The 18,133-nt window shown below is 52.0% G+C and carries 17 protein-coding genes; 7 read left to right on the top strand and 10 right to left on the bottom strand.

Annotated features, from left to right (window positions below; all coding sequences use genetic code 11):
- Window positions 1-13 precede the first annotated feature (13 nt).
- The 3 genes from ACZ5ZS_RS08615 to ACZ5ZS_RS08605 form a co-directional block, all read right to left on the bottom strand.
- Window positions 14-610, bottom strand: a complete 597-nt coding sequence (locus ACZ5ZS_RS08615) for an adenylate kinase (RefSeq protein WP_188595660.1) — start codon at window positions 608-610, stop codon at window positions 14-16.
- 104 nt (window positions 611-714) lie between these two features.
- Entirely contained in the window at window positions 715-1,404 is a 690-nt protein-coding gene (locus ACZ5ZS_RS08610; RefSeq protein WP_188595659.1) for a hypothetical protein, read from the bottom strand.
- A gap of 212 nt (window positions 1,405-1,616) precedes the next feature.
- The gene (locus ACZ5ZS_RS08605) at window positions 1,617-2,084 is read right to left on the bottom strand and encodes an HAD family acid phosphatase (protein WP_188595658.1); all 468 of its coding nucleotides are present in this window, start codon (window positions 2,082-2,084) and stop codon (window positions 1,617-1,619) included.
- 177 nt (window positions 2,085-2,261) lie between these two features.
- Between ACZ5ZS_RS08605 and ACZ5ZS_RS08600 the strand changes: the two genes are divergently transcribed.
- Together ACZ5ZS_RS08600 and ACZ5ZS_RS08595 are read left to right on the top strand one after the other, a co-directional pair.
- Window positions 2,262-4,889, top strand: a complete 2,628-nt coding sequence (locus ACZ5ZS_RS08600; protein WP_188595657.1) for an MMPL family transporter — start codon at window positions 2,262-2,264, stop codon at window positions 4,887-4,889.
- A 68-nt stretch (window positions 4,890-4,957) separates the two neighbouring features.
- On the top strand, window positions 4,958-6,085 hold the full coding sequence (locus tag ACZ5ZS_RS08595; RefSeq protein WP_188595656.1) for a CBS domain-containing protein: 1,128 nt from the start codon (window positions 4,958-4,960) through the stop codon (window positions 6,083-6,085).
- Between the two features lie 210 nt (window positions 6,086-6,295).
- On the opposite strand, the gene ACZ5ZS_RS08590 is transcribed toward ACZ5ZS_RS08595, so the two are convergent.
- The 3 genes from ACZ5ZS_RS08590 to ACZ5ZS_RS08580 are packed head-to-tail and all read right to left on the bottom strand — an operon-like array spanning window position 6,296 to window position 7,913.
- Window positions 6,296-6,637 carry a succinate dehydrogenase/fumarate reductase transmembrane subunit gene (locus ACZ5ZS_RS08590; protein ID WP_188595655.1) on the bottom strand — a complete coding sequence of 114 codons (342 nt, stop codon included), beginning with the start codon at window positions 6,635-6,637 and terminating at the stop codon, window positions 6,296-6,298.
- A 2-nt stretch (window positions 6,638-6,639) separates the two neighbouring features.
- Window positions 6,640-7,116, bottom strand: coding sequence for a succinate dehydrogenase/fumarate reductase transmembrane subunit (locus ACZ5ZS_RS08585; protein ID WP_229657613.1), 477 nt, complete (start codon window positions 7,114-7,116; stop codon window positions 6,640-6,642).
- Window positions 7,117-7,121: 5 nt separating this feature from the next.
- Window positions 7,122-7,913, bottom strand: coding sequence for a succinate dehydrogenase iron-sulfur subunit (locus ACZ5ZS_RS08580; protein ID WP_188595653.1), 792 nt, complete (start codon window positions 7,911-7,913; stop codon window positions 7,122-7,124).
- A gap of 145 nt (window positions 7,914-8,058) precedes the next feature.
- Between ACZ5ZS_RS08580 and ACZ5ZS_RS08575 the strand changes: the two genes are divergently transcribed.
- The 3 genes from ACZ5ZS_RS08575 (at window position 8,059) to ACZ5ZS_RS08565 (ending at window position 11,033) form a co-directional block, all read left to right on the top strand.
- The gene (locus ACZ5ZS_RS08575; protein ID WP_188595652.1) at window positions 8,059-8,310 is read left to right on the top strand and encodes a sulfurtransferase TusA family protein; all 252 of its coding nucleotides are present in this window, start codon (window positions 8,059-8,061) and stop codon (window positions 8,308-8,310) included.
- 415 nt (window positions 8,311-8,725) lie between these two features.
- Window positions 8,726-9,757 (top strand): porphobilinogen synthase, encoded by a 1,032-nt coding sequence (gene hemB / locus ACZ5ZS_RS08570; RefSeq protein ID WP_188595651.1) that lies wholly within the window; start codon window positions 8,726-8,728, stop codon window positions 9,755-9,757.
- Window positions 9,758-9,821: 64 nt separating this feature from the next.
- The gene (locus ACZ5ZS_RS08565; protein ID WP_306464041.1) at window positions 9,822-11,033 is read left to right on the top strand and encodes an aminotransferase-like domain-containing protein; all 1,212 of its coding nucleotides are present in this window, start codon (window positions 9,822-9,824) and stop codon (window positions 11,031-11,033) included.
- An 11-nt stretch (window positions 11,034-11,044) separates the two neighbouring features.
- On the opposite strand, the gene asd is transcribed toward ACZ5ZS_RS08565, so the two are convergent.
- The gene (gene asd, locus ACZ5ZS_RS08560) at window positions 11,045-12,031 is read right to left on the bottom strand and encodes an aspartate-semialdehyde dehydrogenase (protein ID WP_188595994.1); all 987 of its coding nucleotides are present in this window, start codon (window positions 12,029-12,031) and stop codon (window positions 11,045-11,047) included.
- Complete coding sequence (locus ACZ5ZS_RS08555; protein WP_188595650.1) at window positions 12,016-13,101, bottom strand: aspartate kinase; 1,086 nt, start codon at window positions 13,099-13,101, stop codon at window positions 12,016-12,018. The genes asd and ACZ5ZS_RS08555 overlap by 16 nt, the downstream gene beginning before the upstream one ends.
- A 265-nt stretch (window positions 13,102-13,366) precedes the next feature.
- Here ACZ5ZS_RS08555 and ACZ5ZS_RS08550 point away from each other — a divergent pair, with 265 nt between their 5' ends.
- Both ACZ5ZS_RS08550 and ACZ5ZS_RS08545 read left to right on the top strand, forming a co-directional pair.
- Window positions 13,367-14,017 carry a YkgJ family cysteine cluster protein gene (locus tag ACZ5ZS_RS08550; protein ID WP_188595649.1) on the top strand — a complete coding sequence of 217 codons (651 nt, stop codon included), beginning with the start codon at window positions 13,367-13,369 and terminating at the stop codon, window positions 14,015-14,017.
- Window positions 14,018-14,122: 105 nt separating this feature from the next.
- Window positions 14,123-15,955 (top strand): threonine--tRNA ligase, encoded by a 1,833-nt coding sequence (locus ACZ5ZS_RS08545; RefSeq protein WP_188595648.1) that lies wholly within the window; start codon window positions 14,123-14,125, stop codon window positions 15,953-15,955.
- Window positions 15,956-15,999: 44 nt separating this feature from the next.
- On the opposite strand, the gene ACZ5ZS_RS08540 is transcribed toward ACZ5ZS_RS08545, so the two are convergent.
- The gene (locus ACZ5ZS_RS08540; RefSeq protein ID WP_188595647.1) at window positions 16,000-16,584 is read right to left on the bottom strand and encodes a nucleotidyltransferase; all 585 of its coding nucleotides are present in this window, start codon (window positions 16,582-16,584) and stop codon (window positions 16,000-16,002) included.
- An 85-nt stretch (window positions 16,585-16,669) separates the two neighbouring features.
- Window positions 16,670-18,133, bottom strand: coding sequence for a B12-binding domain-containing radical SAM protein (locus ACZ5ZS_RS08535; protein ID WP_188595646.1), 1,464 nt, complete (start codon window positions 18,131-18,133; stop codon window positions 16,670-16,672).

The following is an 18,133-nucleotide window of genomic DNA, read 5'->3' as shown; positions in this document are numbered from 1 at the left end:
ACCATCTATGGGCTCAATGCAGCTTTCTGTTGGCATTCAGTAAATTGATGATGAAATCGGCGGACGCCTCCGCATGCTCAAATGGCTTGGATTGAGGCTTGTTTCTGTAATCCAGTACGTACACGCTGCACTCGCCCGCATTGGCCGCCGCGAAGGCGTAGTACCTATTCGCCAATTGATGCATCTCTATTTCAGCCTCGCCCTCCGCCTCCCTCACCCTCAAGCTCTCGTCCTTGCTTCTCCGCTCAATTATGTCCCTGGGATTGAACTCCAGAAGAATTATTGCGTCGGGCCTCAGTTTCGCTATTATTCTGTCGGGCAGGCCGGGGTAAAAGCCTCCCTGCACCCTTATGGAGGCATGGGTATCGATTATCACGTCTCCCTGCATCTTAGATATCTCCTCCGCGGCCAGTTCCTGCACCTTCCTATACTCATCCACGGGTATTCTACGCCTCATTTCATCCCTATGGGTTATGCCGTACATCCGCTTCGCTATATCCAGCATCACATCGCCGTAGTTGACTATGAATACGTCGGGCATCCTCTGCTTTACCAAGCCCAGAGTAGTCGATTTGCCGGCGCCTGGCACGGCTACCAGGACTATCTTCATATACAGAACCAACCAATTCCCCTTTTTAAGCGAATCGAAGGTATTACGCCGCATTCAGCGATACGTGGCAAGGAAGCAAAAACTCGCCCCCTCCTAAATTAGGGTCACTGCCGCCTTATTATTACCTTGGTCTCCCCCAACCACAGGGTGACTGCGTCCCCCATCTCTACCTCGCCCGACACGTCCCTTAACGAGCCCTCAGACTCCATCTTGGCGCCGCTGCAGTAAATAGAAAGGGATCCACCTCTCTGTGCTATCCTAATCCATGTCCCCGCAGGGGCTGGGACAACTATCGTGGAGCCGGGGCCCCCTATCGTCACCGCTGATCTGACCTGTATCCGTTTCTCGGAGGCCACTCCGCCCGGCGGTATTATCGTTATGTACACGGTCGGCAGCGACACGCATTTCACGTCGACCACGGCTCTTCGGTATATTGCCAGTATCAGAATAGCTATTATGACGAGGGAGGAGAGCATCATGTAGGGAGATTCATAGAACTCAGCGCCGGCCACTATTATCTCTATCAGCCCCACGACGGCGGCCAGCAGAGTGTTGGCGTGCTTGCAGCTTATCAAGTCCTCCTGAACGTATATCCTCAATACCGGGGTCAATAACACGTATATTATCAACCCTATCAACATCAACGGCAACGCGGCATATACATACTGGGTCACGTGGAATAACTGAGCGAATATGCCGGCTATCAAGCCCAGCGCCACTATTAAGGCCAGCGGAAGCGCGTTGGCCGATAATAGCCTGACCAACTCATCGAACACGTCGTTCTCCGCATTCATCTGCCCATGTCGGCTATTGTACTTTATAAAAGTTTCACAGATAAATAGAGGACCAACCGCAATGCTGACTATCAATTCCTTAGTTAAAAAACCGACCCCCACCCGCCCTAGAGGAGCGGGACTTATCATTAGTTTTGTCGATCAAGAACCGATTCAGAATAGATAGGCAAGCAGTGAAGGGCGAACAGCCGCACTGCGCGATGAGGGTTGAACTAGGGATTCAAGTAGGGATTGATTGAATCGCACTTGGAGGCCAGCGTTGCCTTAAATCCATGACTGATCAACGAGTTAACGGTGTCTTCATTATCGTCACAATGAATCACGTCGGGCAACCCCACGCCGGCCAGGGCATCCACCTTATACTCTGGATCCGGCCTATCGTCGTGATCCCCCCTCATGACCAACATGCGGATCCCACCCACATCCACGCCGAACTTCATCAATTGAGACAGGGTGCATTCCCTCATCCTCTCGGGCCGACCGGTTACCAATATAACGGCGAGGCCGGAGCGAATGGCTTTATTGATTATCGATATGTTGAGCGGGATTGGTTTATCCATGCCGAGCTTCCCGCAATCGAGGAAGCATTTCCAATCAACCTTGCCGTTCTCCATGCACGATATTAATCTACTGGTGGAATCCACCAGAGTACCGTCTATGTCGAACGAGAGCACCACCATGCATTACATGCCTGGCTAGCTGCATAATAACGCTATCGCGGAAGCCCCCATGCATTACAGGGAGAGGGGCTGAGACCGCTGTTGGTCGAAATGCGCGCCGTCTAGAAAACTTTTTAATGCGAACATAGATCCGTCGGCATCATAAGGGGTAAATGGCTCATAGCATGGATTGCGGCCATGATGGTGCTCGCTGCGTTGGCGCCAAGGGTATTCAACTCCTTGATATATAATGATTCCCAACTATTGCCGAGCAACATACCTCCAACAATAGTTGAGCGCTACGTGGGGAGCGCGGCGAACCAATCATACACGGCGATCATAGTCAACTCGAGCGGGAACGTAATGGATGAGCTGGCCGCGTTGGACGGCATGATAATGGATCCCCACGTCGATCAATTAACTATATACGAAAAGTACGTGGTTTCACGGTATAATGAAACCGTTGATGAGTATATAAGGATGGCAGAGGCAAATGCCACGGAGGAATTGCTGAGTGCATGGAACGCAATGAATTCCACTTGCATGGAGCTCTCCAAGCTAAACGCGGAGTATTATGGGCAATTAAGCCTGTTGAGATCCACGCAGTCAGCTCTGAGCAGGTACGTGCAGTCGTATAATTCCATTTTAATTCAACAATTACAGAAGGCGAACCCCAACGGGAACTCCTCCCTAATCGCAATTACCGCCCTGAATCTATTGAACGAGCCGACCAATTACTCCAGCTACATGGAGGAGTACGCGGTTCAAGTGGCGAAGGCATTGAATGGATCCGCAGTGGACGAGTTGACCCCAAGCAAGCTGGAAAACGCCCTCATCCACGGCTACCACGCGGTGGAGGCCTCCCTGAGGTCCAAGTACCCACTGCCCTTCACCAAGCCCAACTCAACCCTTGCTCTGGCGATAGCCCTAGGGCCATCCAGGTCCGGCATTAACGCCGCCGTGGCCGGCCTCTACATCAACGACTCACCACCCCTCATCAAACCCTTCCTGCCCCAAATAGCATGTAGTTCCAATATAACTGGGATCGAGTCGCAGTTGAACAACAGCATTAGGAAGCTGATCATTCAGGAGAACCCACTCCCATCACCCACATCGCTGAATTATGGATTAATAAATGGAAGCTATGCATTGATATTGGTGAACTCCTCCTCCACACGGCTCTACTCGCTTCACAATGACTCCATCTTCGTATTCAATCCATCATTGATAAACTTACAATTGATAAACATGGTGGAAAACGACGTCCCGACGATAGATAAGGTAACGGGGACCGCCGTCCTCTCGATGCTGTTCTTCGTCCTGGGGACAGTGATGGGGCCCTTGCTGGTCTTAGCCATGCTGGGAACCGCCGACGCGGCGTCGCTCGGCTCCATATACCTGCTCTCCAAGGCTGGGCTGCCCGTTTATTACTTGACCGTCTACTTAACATCCCCGATAATATTGGGCATTGGAATAGATTATAGCCTACTGATACTGGGCAGGTACTTGGAGGAGAGGAGGAGGGGATTGAATAGGGAGGAGGCGCTGGGCGTCGTGAGGAGGGTTACCATCCCAACAATACTGTCATCGGGAGGCGTCGTGGCGGCGGGCCTGGGCTCCTACGTGTTCTCCACGTATCAATACATACAAGTGATAGGCATTTCCTACATAATATCCGTTGCGCTGGTCTTATTCACGGTCGTGCTGGTGCTCCCCGACGTCATAAGCCTGTTAGGGGATCGAGTGTTGTGGCCCATGGGCTTGAAGGCCAATACCAGGGAGTTAAGCACTAAGTTATTGGTTAGATTGAGCAGGAAATCAGTGGATAGGCCCAAGACCGTCATAGCCATATTCACCGTGATCACGCTGGCGTCGCTGCTGCTCATCGCTAAGACAATAAACATATCATCCAACCCTGTGAACATGATGCCGCCCAGCAACCCAGTCACCGGGCTCCGGCTACTGGAAACGCGGTTCCCAAACTACCTGCAGTCAACTGCATACGTGCTAATTAAGCCAGGCAACGAGGCGGCTTACAGTGCTTTCATTGCAGAGCTGAGCACCATGAAGGGCATCGGCAATGTGACCCTCCTGGACCATAATTCATCGATTATACTGGCCAAGATCCCAATAGATCACAGCGTGTTCTCCGATAAATTGATAGGGGTCTACGAGGAGCTGAGCGGGGCGGCGGGAAACGTGTCTAGGCAATACGGGGTGACCGTGCTGATAGGCGGGGATCCCGGCTACAAATTCTTCTCTGTTCAAGCCTTCGAGGATCAATTCTACCACACGATATCGCTGGTAGTGATTGCCCTCGTGATGCTAATGCTATTCATAATGCTGAGGTCAGCGCTGATCCCTGTGAGGCTGGTCATCACGGTTTTGATGAGCATGTCTTGGTCCATAGCATTAACCATAATAGTGTTCCAGCTGATCCTCAGAATACCAACGTACTACCTCCTCCCCATAATATTGTACTCATTATTGATGAGCGTCGGAACGGATTATGACATTTTCATAGTGTCCAGGGTCAGGGAGGAGGTGATGCGCGGATTAAGCGATAAGGACGCCATAGTGAAGGCAATCGACTCCACTGGGCCTATAGTCAGCGGGGCAGCCATGGTCCTAGCGGCTGCGTTCGCTGGGTTAACCGTATCCAGATTATTCATATTGAAGGAGATAGGCTTCGCCGTGGCCGTTGCAGTGGCAATGGATGCATTAATATTGAGACCAGTATTGGTGCCCGCTATACTGGTTGTGCTGGGCAAGTGGAATTGGTGGCCTCTCAAGGTTGAAAGAAAAATAGAGAGGGCGGCGAATTAATTGATCCTCCATAAGCGAATCAATCTAGCGTCTCTAAGTTTAAATAGGCTTGAATTGATAATTGTTTTATGTCCTCCATACGGGACCTGATTAGAAAGCCGACGGTGGTGGTTGGATTAAACGATAAGCTATCCTCCGTGATAACCTCCATGAGGGAGGGGAGAGTATTCATAGCACCCGTGGTCAATGATAATAATAAATTAGTCGGCATTTTGAGCTATAGGGAGTTATTGAGACGGCGAGTGCCGATTAATTCCAAGGCATCAAGCGTCATGTCCAGGCCATTCTCAATAAGCGAGTCATCCAGCTTCGAGAGGCTAATTATTAAGCTGCATGAGACAAAGGCGCGGGAAGTACCGGTTGTGGACGACAAGAACAACCTGGTCGGCATTATAAGGAGAATAGACGTGATTAATTCGATAGCTCCATCCCTTCCGAAGGTCGACGTCAGTCGAGCAATGTCCTCTCCCCCAATAACCATAGGCAGTAACGAGAATGTAGCCACCGCTAGGTGGCTGATGGTTAAGCACGGCATAAGCCTGCTTCCCGTAATACAGGACGGCAAGCTGATTGGAATGATTACTCTAACCGATTTGGTGGAAAAGATATTCTACGCATCGACGCCGAGAAGGGCCCGCCGCGGGGAGGTGGAGGGCGAGGAGGAGAAGATACTGGCGGCTCCCGTTGCCTCCGTAATGCAGGAGGCGGCTACCATAGATAAATCAAGGCCTATTGCGGATGCCATCGAAAAATTGAATAAACATGATGGATTGATAGTGACGGGAGACGGAGTGGTCGGGGTGTTGACGGGCAGTGACATAGTGAGACTCTACGTGGAGTCCAGCAAGGTATCTATACCTATAACCGCCCGCATCAACGATGTGCAAGATAAGTACTTGAGACAGATGATAGAGAGGGCAGTCAACAACCACCTAGAGAAGATAGCCAAGATAACCGACATAATAGACTTCAAGGTAGATATAAGGGCCAAGGCGATGGGCAACAACGATAAAAGGACAAGATATGAAGTAGCCGTGCGATTGAAGGACTCCAATAATTCATTCTCAGTAACATCAAATGGATGGGACGCCGTGGAGACGATAAAGGATGCCATGGAGACGCTGCTCAAGAGAGTGGAGAGAAGCATGGATAGAATGAGAAGCATCAAAAGAAGAGAAGAGAGACCAAGCGAGTGAGGCAATTAAATAATATAATGTAATAATCCATCCACTAATCCATAAACACTCAGTAACGCGCTTCTCCCGAATTTCTGCCCGACCATAAAGAAGGGAGCATGCGGTCCTGAACGATAGTGCAATCAACTATAAAAGAACAAGCATAGATCCACATATTACAATGGATGGGAATTAATAAAAATAATAATAATTTATGTTTAGTTGACCTCATCAAAGCGGTATTATGCTGACCACGGTATATGTGCCCACTATCACCACTAGAAGGCCCAGCGCTATCACCAACACGTCAACGAATGTCGTGAATGCCTTCCCACCGTGGAAGAGCTCCAACATTATGGTTCGTAGTCCATTCATTGCATGATAGGATGCAGCATATATTATTATCAATAGAACTATATCGTACCAAGCCATTCCTATCTGGCTCTCAACGGCGGGCCAGCTTATGGATACATCATAGCTGGGCCATCTATACGCTATATGTATCCCCACCACCACTATCATTATGAGGCCAGTTATGTAATGCCACTTCATTAAAGTTGACTTGGCTACCATCATTACCACCCCAGCAGTGCACCGAATACATCATAGGTGGCCAATATTATGAATACTATGGTAACGATTACCACCGCGTACTTATAAGCCCTCTGAGCCGCAGCGCTGGGGGATGGGGTTGCGCGGGGAAATGTGTGCCTGGACGGCTTTGGCAATCCAATGCCGAACCACTGCATAAGTATTAACCTAAACCCATTGGCCCCATGTATTACGAGCAAGACGCCGACCAAGTACTCCAGCAATGCGCCCACGGATACCGGGCCTATGTGGGGCTTCTCCAGGACGCCGAATATTATGGCATTCCATTGCTGCTGCGTAACGTTGTGACCGAAGCCCAGGGCTGCGGAGACCGCAAGCACGTGGCCTATCAAGTAGAGGGCCAAGGCAAGACCGCTGACCTTCTGGAAAATGACAAGCCATTCATCCAATCCACGAAGCCAGAGACCCCACCTAGGAGAGACGCGCTTCGATTTCTGCATGCTCATCACCTCCTCTTACCGCTTAATAACATTTTTTTAACCATGTTGATGGCCAGGGCTGGATCGACGTCCTTGGGACACACCTTGCTGCACGTACCTGAGTAATTGCAGCTCCACACGCCGTTATCCGTGTCGACTATCTTCAACCTGAGCTCCGCCCCCTCATCCCTTGAATCCGCGCTCCATCTATATGCCTGCGCCAATGCCTGAGGCCCTAGGTATTCCTTATTTAGGAAAACCAGGGGGCACGCGCTGTAGCAGAGACCGCATTTTATGCAGTAAGAGAATTGCAGGTAATAGTTCAGCTCCTCCTCGGTCTGCGGGTAATACTCCTTCAAATCCTCGAATTGCTCCTTCTCATCCTTCCTTATCAACCATGGCTTTACTTGCTTGTGATTATCGAAGAATTTATCGAAGTCCGTCACGATGTCCTTCACGGGCGGCACGTTGCTCAGCGGCTCCACGGTTATGACGCTGGTGCCCAAGTCGTACGGCTTGGTCTCGCAAGCGAGCCGGGGAGTGCCGTTTATCACCATGCCGCACGAGCCGCAAATTCCCATCCTGCAACTGTAGCGGACGGCCAACGTTGAGTCCTGGGTCTCCTTTATCCGAAGCAGGGCATCCAGTATAGTAGTTCTATTAGTTATTGTTAGTTTGTACTCCCTCCAATAAAACGAGCCCTTCTCAGGATCGTACCGCTTAACCTTGAACACCACATCCCGCTTCTCTATCTTCACCTCGGGCAATTTTATCTTAACCGTTTCCACGCTCGCCTCGGCGGAGGATGCGGATGCCATTTGGTGAGCAGCACTTCATGTTTTTTAAGCATTGCCTTCGAATCTAGCGTTACCCAATCAATCGAAAAGCAGCTCTATGCCGGGACTAACATGCATAAAATGCACTAATCGACGGCTCTATTTCATAACCTGTGAAGGCCAGCTCATGCAGGAGCAATTAATAAAGAAGGAGGGTAGATACGTGCTGGACTTGAGGGGATTCATATGCCCATATCCCCAGATATATACCGTTAAGGCGCTTCAAAACGTCGAGGGAGGAGCCATAATCGACGTATTGATAGATAACCCAGCGTCGTGCAACACCGTCCCCAGCATAGTGACTAGGAATGGCCATTCGGTGCTGGAGAATGTGAAGGAGGGAAACTACTGGCGGATAACCATTAAAAAGAAGGAATGAGATACGCCTGACAGTCTCCTCGCCTTTTGGGGTTTCCCGGGGTCTGGAGGGGGGTTGGGGGTCACTGCCCTTTGTGTGCGTTGCTCGCCTTCATCCTTACAATCGGCATTGCGGGGGAAAGCCGACCCTCACCCCCAAGGAATTGACGAACCGAAAGCCCAACACAATGCCCCCTCCCTCCCCCCTCATATCCAAGCTTTACCCTACCCCAAAGGACGGAACTTTACATTCGCGTTATCAATGGTGAAACGCGGGATTATCTTAAATGCTGCATCACCTCCTCGGGCGGGACATTACTAGGAAATCCAAGCAACTGGAAGGAGGGAGCGGCCGCGATTCATTAAATGACCTGGGGCCTGGTTCCTGCAATTATGGGGGAATAAAGTATTTATTTAGTGATTGGCCCGGCATCGTCATGATATTCAACGGAGACTCCCTTCATAAGTTCCCGTCCACTAGACCCAGGCGATTAAGGCTCAATAGATTCCTGAGGAACTCGGTTGCAGAGACGTCCCTATCAACCAGCAACTTGATAATGCCCATATTCGTGACAGACTCTAGTTCGCCGCAGCCCATAAATGCCATGCCGGGCCAATTCAGGTGGCCGTTAAACGAGGACTTGCTGAAATTCGTTGATGAGTTGAAGAGCGCCGGCATTCACAACGTTATTTTGTTCGGCGTCACCGGCAAGAAGGACCCGCTTGCCAGTGAGGCCACCAGCAAGAATGGAGTGGTGCCCAGGGCAATAAGGCTGCTCAAACAATCATTCGGCAAGGAGCTGGTCATATTCGCTGATCTATGCATGTGCGACTATACCGATCACGGGCACTGTGGGGTGGTGAAGGGATCTGGGGAGGACTACTATATAGACAATGATACTACTCTAAAGATTTATGGAGAGATAGCCGTAAATTACGCTGAGGCCGGCGCCGACGTAATTGCTCCCTCCGGCATGATGGATGGGCAAGTAAAGGCAATACGCGATGCATTGGACGGCGATGGATATGAAAACGTGCTCATAATGTCGTATAGTGCGAAGTATGCCAGCGTCTTTTATGGACCGTTTAGGGAGGCGGCCGACAGCGCGCCCCGATTCGGGGATAGGAGGAGCTATCAGATGGATCCCCGCAATTCGTTTGAGGCGTTGAAGGAGGTGGCCATGGATGTGGGGGAGGGGGCCGATATAGTGATGGTAAAGCCAGCAATGCCGTACTTGGACGTGGTGAGAATGGTTAAGGACTCTTTTCCTCAAGTTCCGCTCGCCGCATATCAGGTGTCGGGCGAGTACTCCATGATAAAGGCAGCCGCCGGGGCTGGGTGGATAGATGAGGGGAGAGCGGTGATGGAGAGCCTGACCTCGATAAGGAGGGCTGGGGCGGATCTAATACTGACGTACTTCGCGCTGGATGCGGCCCGCATGTTGAGGAATTGGGATTCTCTTTTCTAATTATTATATATAGATAAAAATATGAAAAGGTTTAAATACAGAGCATAAATTGACGAATTGATTAATGATGGAAGTCAAATCCCTCTTGTCGGAACGAACGCAATTCATGAAGGCAAGCGATATAAGGGAATTATTGAAGTGGGTGACGGAGGACGTCATATCCCTCGGCGGCGGAATGCCGGATCCATCCACGTTTCCAAAGGAGCTGGCCGACATAGCAAGGGACGTAATAGCGACCAAGGGAAGCAGTGCACTCCAGTATGGAAAGACCGAGGGAGTGGATGAGCTCAAGGATGAGCTGATAAGGTTCATGGCAAAGGACGGAATAAAGGCCGACCGCGACGAGATAATAATAACCACGGGAAGCCAAGAGGCTCTGGACCTGGTGGGCAGAATAACCATAGATGCTGGGAACGTGGTTATTACGGAGAGACCGACCTATCTAGCCGCGCTTCAAGCATTCAAGGCGTATAGACCCAACATAGTTGGAATCGACATGGATTCGGAGGGAATGGTGATGGACAAGCTGGAGGAAGCGGTGAAGAAAAGCATAAGTGATGGACGGAGGATCAAGTTCATATACGTCATTCCAACATGCCAAAACCCGACCGGAATAAGCATGAGCATTGATAGGCGCAAGCACTTGATGGAATTGGCCAGCAAGTATGATTTATTGATAGTGGAGGACAACCCATACAGCTACTTCCTGTTCGACGGCATCTACGTCCCCCCACTCAAGTCTATGGATTACGAAAATAGGGTGGTCTATATGTCGACATTCAGCAAAATAATAGCACCGGGAATACGCGTTGGCTGGGTGGTTGGGAATAGGGAATTGATAAGATGGATAGCCATGGCTAAGCAAGCCGTTGATCTGCACACATCCACGCTCAGCCAATACATAGCCCTGGAGGCGCTAAGGAGAGGCATAATAGAGCGCAACTTGCCTAGAATACGTGAAGTGTATAAAGTCAAGAGGGATGCGATGCTGGATGCCTTGGCAAAGTACATGCCGGAGCAGGTAACGTGGACGAGACCCATAGGGGGGATGTTCGTGTGGGCATCCGTGAACGGCGTGCGGACGGAGGACATGCTTCCGGTGGCGGTCAGCAAGTACAAGGTGGCCTACGTGCCCGGCAAGTCCTTCTACCCAGCCGAGGACGTCCACACGTCTATGAGGCTCAACTTCACCTACCCATCAGTCGACATGATATACGAGGGGATCAGGAGGCTGAGCAACGCAATCCGCGACGAGTTGAAGAGAAGCGGGAATTAAATAGCTCCATCCTAAATTATCTTCATCTCCCTCATCGTCTCAAGCGTCAACACAGTTATTCCAGCAGCCCCCCTAACTATATTATCGCCCAACACAACCATCCGCAAGTAACCCCCCCTCAAGCTCAACCTACCCACCGATACAGCCATGGGGTTTAAATCACGCATTGGCTGGGGCCCATCGATATCGTTAATCAATATTATGGGCCTCCGAGGAGCTGATGGCAAATCATGGAGCTGCGGAAACGACGTGAAGCTGCCCAGCGCCTTAACCACGTCATCCAGCCCCAACTCGGTCTCCGCCTCTATGACGGCCATATGGCCATAGCTGACTGGCACCCTGGTGCTGGTCACGTGAACATCCATTTCCCTCCCCATTATCTTCCCCAGCTCCGCCGCTATCTTCTCCTCCTCTCCCTTGATGTATGGAATCACATTGCCGTTAATCGCCAGGAACGGGACCCCCATGTAGCCGGCCCCGGAGACGGATTGCATGGTGGTTATGAATAGGCGACCAAGGGACTCAGCCAAGGGAGCCAGAGACAGCGATATGATGGCCGTGGTGCAGTTTGGATTCTTGACCAGCCACGCATCCCTCCCCCTAACCTGCTCCAGCGATTGCCAATTGATTTCAGGATTAATCAAGGGAACGCCGGCATCCATACGGCGAGGCGATGCGTTTGAGATGACGTTCACCCCGCTCCTGACCAACTCATCCTCAACGCGTGCAGCCACTTCATTCGGCAATGCGGAGAGCACCACATCTACATCCTTGTGATCCCTGGGCTCCGTGGATACGAGCCTCATATCGCAGACATAGTCGGGTACCCCGCCGCCCACTACCCACCTAACTGAGTCGCAGTATCTCTGTCCTACCTTGGCGGGCGACGCGGATACCTTTACCAATTCAATAAATGGATGCTCCTCCAGCATCCTTATCATGGATTGACCAACCAAGCCCGTGGCGCCCAGCAGGGAGACCCTTATCTTGCCCATGATATCACCCAGTCATGAAGCTCCTTGGCGGCCTCCACGGCCCGCTCCTCGTCGTCGAAGACCTTGCCGAACGCATTGCCATTGCTGTCCTTGAAGTCTGGATTGAACGGTAAGTCCCGGGGATCTACCTTGCCTATAATGGCCACCGCGCGGCCGCGCCGTCCTATGCGGAGCGCGTCGAAGAGTGCTACCGCCTTTGGCCCCGCCCCCGCTTTCTTGGAGATCAACGTGCCCGACGTGCTTCCGGGGGACGTTATGAATGCCGTTATTCTGGTTCCTATTAATGGCTCAAAGGTCCTCGGGTGGAACTTCTTACCTCCCATAGCCGAGAACACGTACGCCTCCTCCACGTTCATGCAGTTTATTACCTTGGGGTTTCCTATTATGTTGGGATCGCCGCTATATATGCCGGGCACATCTGTGTAAAAGAATACCCTGGATGCACCTAAGTAATTGGCTAGCAGGGACGCCGTGTAATCGCTGCCTCCCCTGCCCAGGGTGGCTGGCTTGCCGTCGGGCGTCCACCCTATGAAGCCTGGAACGACGGGGGTCACGCCTCTCTCAATTAAGTGGAGCAGCCTCTGTCTCACGTAGAACCCGCTCAATCCACTCACGCCTCCCGGCCTCTCCAGCACAATGCCCGGATCGTAAACCGCGGTAGATCGTGTTCCCCTAGCTTCAAGGGCTGCCGCCATGACGGTTGCAGAGAGGAGCTCTCCATGGGCCGCCACGGCATCCACGTCCCCCACGGATAGATACCTACGGGCCGACCCGCCTATGATGTCCAGCATTGAGGAGTACCTCACGTAATCGCTAGGCGCAATGTACCGCAACGCGTCCTCGTAGGACCCAAGCACATCCGCCAAGTCCTCGCGCCTTCCTTCCTGGGCCGCCCGCATTAGCTTATCGGTGACTCCCTTCATTGCGGAGATAACGACGACGCAGCCGTCCATAATTGAGGCGAGCCGCATGAAATCGAGCCCGCTCCTCAGAAGCGAGCCGCCTACCTTACATATACTATAGTCGCCCAGCCACAACTTAGTGTTTCCATTGGGGTCAATAAATAGACTCAATACCTAAGTTTTTTAAACATTGCTGGACAATGCGACGAGGGCCAACGCCTCCCCCAAACAATTACCGGAGCGCGGCGACGGAGCCGCATGATTGCTCAACATCTAATCGAGAACGCCCGATTCACTGTCTGGACACCACGGCAAGGCATTCCAGCCCCCTCCACCCGCTTCCAGCCAAGCGATTAATGCCCGCACAGTCCAGTCCTTCTCCTCCTCGCTGAATTAGGCTCAAAGTATTAAAATGGGTTATTGAGCGGCGAGCGGCGTGGTCAGGGAATTCAGATGCGAACCCAACTGCGCGTTATGCTGTAAGTTAAGCCCAATAACCGTGCTTCCCCACGAAGTTTACCTGCTGCAAAACGAGGCAGAGGAGTTGGGGGTGAGGCCTAGATTTGTTCCCTCCTATATGGTTGCCGATCAATTGAGCGGGGTTCGAATAGCCCTCTCATATTTGCTCTTGCTCGACGAGGAGGGGAAATGCCCTTTCCTCAGGGGAACTAAGTGCTCCGTTCACGATAAGTACAAACCGCTTACATGCAAGTCGTTTCCCTACCTGCCCAGGATCATCAGGTACACCATGGATGCGTCCACAAAAACAATAGACTTCGATACATCATTTGCCGCGTCATATGCGTGCCCCGTGGTTAAAAGGGATGACCCAAGCCACGGCAATGGAGACCTGCGCATTTACTTTAGGAATGAGGCGCCCAGCGCACAGGAGGCGATTTACTTGAGGAAGTTCTATGCAGCCACTCTCACCCAAATGTGGAGGAACGGTATGATTGAGCTAGTTGACCCCAGCGATGGACTGCCTCCTTACCCCGTGGTCAATGGCTACTCATTCATACGACAGCGGCTACCCATGCTGACGCTGAGCGCGCTGGATATAATTCAATTAAACAACAAAGATGAGTAGGGCAGGTCTCGATATCGATCCCTCATTACTTAACTTGCGTGGTTTTCACGTTGAGGATTGGGAAGCTGCCGGCAATGCTTAAAACGCCCAAGGACCTGTTTCCCAATGCGATTGCTTTTAATTCACGCGGAGGACTTTAGCTATAGCGTCAAAGATAAGGCAATACGCGAGCCGGAGCCCCTTGAGAGGCAAGGATATGAGGCAAAGAACGCGCTGGTGGTGTTCACCACCGTGGAGAGCGGGGACAACGATTCCCCCGAGTTCCTGAGCTCCGTGGCCGACGACATAATAGACGTGGCCAGGAAGGTCAAGGCCGGCAGCATAGTAATATACCCATACGCGCACCTGAGCTCGGACTTGGCTCCTCCCGATAAGGCCATCTCTATATTGGGCAAGTTATTTGAGGTGGTTAAGGAGAGGTCCGGCCTCAGCGTGGAGAAGGCGCCGTTCGGCTGGTATAAGGCATTCAGCATAAAGTGCCTTGGGCATCCGCTCTCCGAGCTGAGCAGAACCATAACTCCCTCGTCAGTGAGGAAGCAAGAACAGAAAGTAATTAACGATTTCTACGTTGTGTTGACGCCGGATGGGGGGGAATACCCAGCCGAGAAGTATCAATTCAAGCCGGGAGAGGAGGACTTGAAGATACTAGTGGAGAAGGAGGTCTTCAAGCGGGAGTTGGGCGGGGGGAAAGCCCCCAGGTACCTGGATTACTGCAAGAAGTTCGGCTTTGAGTGGGAGCCCATGTCCGACGTGGGCCACATGAGGTATGGACCGATGGCTACCTTAATGATGGAGCTCGTGGAGGACTATGCCTGGAGGGCGGCTAATGACCTGGGCTTCCCCGCATTCAAGATAAGGGGAACCAACATGTTCAGAACCGACCAGCGCGCTATAGCGGAGCACGCCAAATTGTTTGGGGAGCGCATGTACATGACGGAGGCAGACGAGGAGCTTCTAATGAGGTATGCGGCATGCTTCCAGCAATTCGCCATGATAAAGGACTGGGTGTTGAGCTATAGGGATGTCCCAGTGGGAATGCTGGAAATAGCCGATAGCTATAGGTACGAGCAGCCCGGCGAGACTGTGCTCTGCTTCAGGTTGAGGAGGTTCTACATGCCTGACCTCCACATATTCGTGAGGGACTTGAGCCAGGCCATGGATGTCGGGCTGAGGCTTCACGGGAAGATATTCGAGGAGATAAATAAGATAGGCAGGAATTACGTTAGCCTCTATAACGTGACTAAGGGATTCTTCGATGAGCATAAGGATTATCTGTTCACCTTATCCAAGAGGGAGGGGAAACCCATACTAGTCCGGGTTCTGAATGAGTCGAAGTACTACTGGGTCCTCAACGTGGAGTACCACATAATAGATCAATTGAAGAGACCCAGGGAGATAGCCACCTTCCAGTTCGACATAGGCAATGCGCAGAGATTCGGCATAAAGTACGTTGACGAGGAGAATCAATTGAAGTACCCCGTGATTATTCACACCGCCATACTGGGCTCCGTTGAGCGGTTCATATTCGCAATGCTGGATAAGGCAGCCATAGACGAGGAGGAGGGCAAGATTCCCAAACTGCCCACCTGGTTATCCCCTATACAGGCCAGGGTGGTGCCCGTCTCCAAGGATTACCTGGACGGCGCATTGAGCATAGCAAATAAATTGGCCAGCATGGGGATTAGGGTGGACGTCGATGATAGGGACGAGACCCTCAACAAGAAGATAAGGGACGCGGAGACCCTGTGGGTGCCCTATATAGTGATAGTGGGGGATAAGGAGCTCAAGAGCGGCACGCTGAGCGTCAGGGCGAGGGGGAGGGGTCAATCATCCATGAGCGTTGAGGAGCTTGGCAGGGAGATACAGGAGGAGACCAGGGGTTACCCCACCAGGCCGTTGACTATGCCGATGCTGGTTAGCAAGAAATCCTTCATCTGACGTGTTTCCACGCCCAGTAGGAGTGGAACCGCGCTCCCCGGTCCTCAATCCAAGTAAATGCCGGCCATTTCTATTCGATGCCTAAGCGACTTCCTCTCATCGCTTGGATACTCGTTTATGAATGATAATATCTTCTTCTTGTCCAGCCTAATCGATGAGTCGCCTAATCTTTCATTTAGTTCCTCCAGGAACTCCTCCGCCTCATCCGTTGCCTCCCGCGCCTTGAGCACTATCAATCCCTCAACGCGCATAACCTTTATCTTGTCCTCCCCAACCGCCGCCGCTAAGCTATCCTCCAATAACTTACTAGGTATGTAGACGTCCAAGGCGTTCTCCATCAGATCAACCCTAATCATGGAGTCGCCGGCCAGCACCTCCATGTACATGTTGCCGAACGCCGACGTGCCCACGTCCCAATCATTCCTTCCCGCCAACTCCTCGAATTTATCCGGGTTCATGAATGGGCTCTCGCCTATCACGAATAGATCAACATCGTGGACGTCCCAATACATGCCGTAACCCACGGGCAGCACCATGCTTCCAATCAATTCAAAATCAACCCCTATGCTCCTCAATGCCCTAGCCACGCTGGTCAAGGCGTAGAAATACTTTTGCAGTTCCTCCCTCATGAATGGCAAGCCCTCGCCCGGTATAAAAATTATGACCTATAATTCAGTTAATAATTAACCAAAAACACACGCCATCCAGCGCCGCCTATTCAAGGCCTAGCTGGACCTGCTGGGATTGAATATCCTCCACGTACTGCTCGTAGAGCCTCCTCAGGAGCTCCTCATCGTTCACCTTGATGTGGCTCCACGGCAGTGGATCCCCCGGTCTGCGGGCGGCATAGACGTACTTCTCCAACAGATCGGAGTGGGAATTAATCAATCGCCTGTAGTCTCCCTTATCTAGCCTGTCCTTGCCCACCCTAGCCGCGTCAACTATGAAACTGGATACATCCCTATCGCCAAGCGAGAGCAGTGCCTGCACGGATGCATGGATGGGGTCATAATAAGAACTATCCCCGAACCCCTTAACAACCACCCCTATCCTACGCCTAAGCTCGTCTGGCCGCTGCATTGGAAACCACTGAAGCGGCGTGTGAGGCTTGGGTATCCATGGATTGACGGAGATGTATACGGGGCCTAGACTTGAAACCGAGAGCGATAACTCCCTTACCTGTTTCAAATCATGATCTAGCTCGCCCGGCAGGCCTACCATGAAGTAAAGCTTGATCCTCCTCATCCCTGACTCGAACGAGCATTTCGCCACTTCCAGCAAATCGGAGTCGGAAAACCCCTTGCCCAGCGCCCTCCGCAGCCTCTCCGACGATTCCGGCGCCACGGTCAGCGTGCGCTGGCCTGACTTGGCTATCATCTCTATGAGACCGCAATCCAATGTATCCACTCGAAGCGATGGGTAGCTTACCGATATGCCGGCATCCATCAATTCCTTAACGAACCCCCTAAGGAGGGGATGATCGCCCACAGATAATCCTATCAACGCCACCCTCCTCGCGCCGCTAGCCTTGACGAGGGCAGCCGCGTTGGATAGGTCCCCGAACCTGGGCGGCTTATTCATGTAGCTCTCCAGGCAGAAGAGACAACCATGAGGACAACCACGCATTGCCTCCACCATCACGTCGCTGCCGAACAGCGATGCATCCACCCTGGACACGACGAAGGGCGAATCCCTTATGTCCCTAACATAAACCCTACGGACCTCCCGCTTCCCCAGCGAGGGAGCGTAGAAGCCGTCCACCTCGCTAAGCGATTCAGGACCCTCCGTCAATCCATCAATTAGGGAGGGAAGCACGGCCTCCAAATCGCCCAGCGTAACTACATCGACGAAATCCGCTATGGGCTCTGGATTGGCCATGACGGGGGGACCTCCCACCACCACGAAGGGGGAGGACCTCCTGGATGACTTGGCGGGTACCTTAGAGTAAGCCAGCATTTTCACCATATTGATGTAATCCAGCTCGTAGTGAAGCGTGAATATGACGGCGTCAAACGCGCTCAGCGGGGCCCCACGCTTGTGGCTTTTTGGCGGTACTCCATTCATCGATATGCCGTCAACATCGAAGCCGGCCTCCTCTAGCCTTGATTGAATTAACTTGAATGATAGGGATAGGTTGGCTATGGATGGGGATGACGGGTATGCTACTGCTACCTTCAT

This window comes from Thermocladium modestius (assembly GCF_055398215.1).
Note: the sequence above shows the minus strand (reverse complement) of the source record. Positions and strands in the feature narration are given on the sequence as shown.